The organism is Candidatus Obscuribacterales bacterium (assembly GCA_036703605.1).
Taxonomy (GTDB): Bacteria; Cyanobacteriota; Cyanobacteriia; order RECH01; family RECH01; genus RECH01.
The window spans coordinates 1-1,249 of record DATNRH010000695.1 but is presented as its reverse complement, the minus strand read 5'-3'; the positions used below and the strand labels follow the sequence as shown (position 1 = coordinate 1,249).

General features: G+C 53.6%; 1 protein-coding gene. It reads left to right on the top strand.

All coding sequences use genetic code 11. From position 1 onward, the window contains the following. Positions 1 to 256: 256 nt before the first annotated feature. Positions 257 to 1,249 (top strand): hypothetical protein (locus V6D20_14705; protein HEY9817030.1); only part of this gene is annotated, 993 nt, incomplete at its 3' end.

Sequence of the window (1,249 nt, the reverse complement as noted above, 5' to 3'; positions counted from 1 at the left end):
TGGTATGTGTTCGTTGCCCCCGCCTGTTTAACCGAGTTAGTTCAGCACAGGAAGGGTTGTCTTTGTGCTTTATCTGGCAGAACGCGATCGCTTCTCAGCTAATCTTGACTATAAGGTGACATCTAATTGCGATCGCTCAAGTGCTTGCCCCCAAATGCTTTCCGGGCAGGATAGCAAGGGAAACGTTCCTGAACATAAACCGACCATCCATCTCAAACCCTCTTGCAATTTTCAACAATTAGTTAAAGGACGTTACATGAAACAGTGGCTACGAGAACTTTTTGATCAATACCTGGCAAATGTTGCTGAGCTGACGATCCATGATCGCAGCAAGGCGGAGGCGTGGTCTGGATGGATTAAGGCAAAATGGTCAGAACAAGGGTTCCAAGACATTGCTGCCCAGCGCCCCCTCATGGCGGAAGTGCGGCAAGCGCTTCAGGATCATCTTGGTTCACGCCACATTGCCCTTGAAACTCTGAAATTTGATGATGAGCCCCGTCTGGAGGCTCCTAGCCGGAATGGAAAAGTGACCTCAGGACAAACTGCCACGATCGCTCTGCCTAAGACTGAGAAGCTATCTAAGGTCGAGAATGGGGCGATCGCCCAATGGACGTTGACGACTCGGGAAGCCTATGACCTAGCTCGCAGTCGTGGCTATAAAGGCACCAAGAGCCAAATGCAGAAACGCGTTCGGGAAGCGCCCCAAGCGTTTATGGACAAGTATGGCCTGCGCTATCGACCGGGGGCCGTATCGGGGCGGTATGCCAGAAACTGGAGCGATGGTCGGTCAACCCCGAAGGAGCGATTGCCCCAAGTCCCCCAGAAGGCCCCTAGAAATGTCACCAAGCGCTTAGGACGCCCTCCTAAGAAAGCTGTTGAGACCCAGATCCAGACTCCGTCAGTGCTCCAGGCCCCGTCAACCTTACCGTTGACCCAAACAGCGCAGGAATTGGGAGAGGCGATGCTCTGGTTTACTCGCGAGGTGGATCACCTACGCCAGCAGATTCAAGATCTAGAGGGGCTAGCCGACGCCTACGATCCGGAGCTGAATGCCCACCGGGTTCAAAACTATGAAGCGCTGATGGCAGAAAATGCTCGCCTCAAAGCAGAGCATGATGCCTTAGCGCAACAGCTAGGTCATATCCATCACGCGGTGAACGCTCCTGCGGCTAAACCTACCGCTAAGGCTAAACCCACTGCCAAGCAGGGTAAACGTGCTAGCCAACCTGCTGCTGCCGCTAATTCTGGG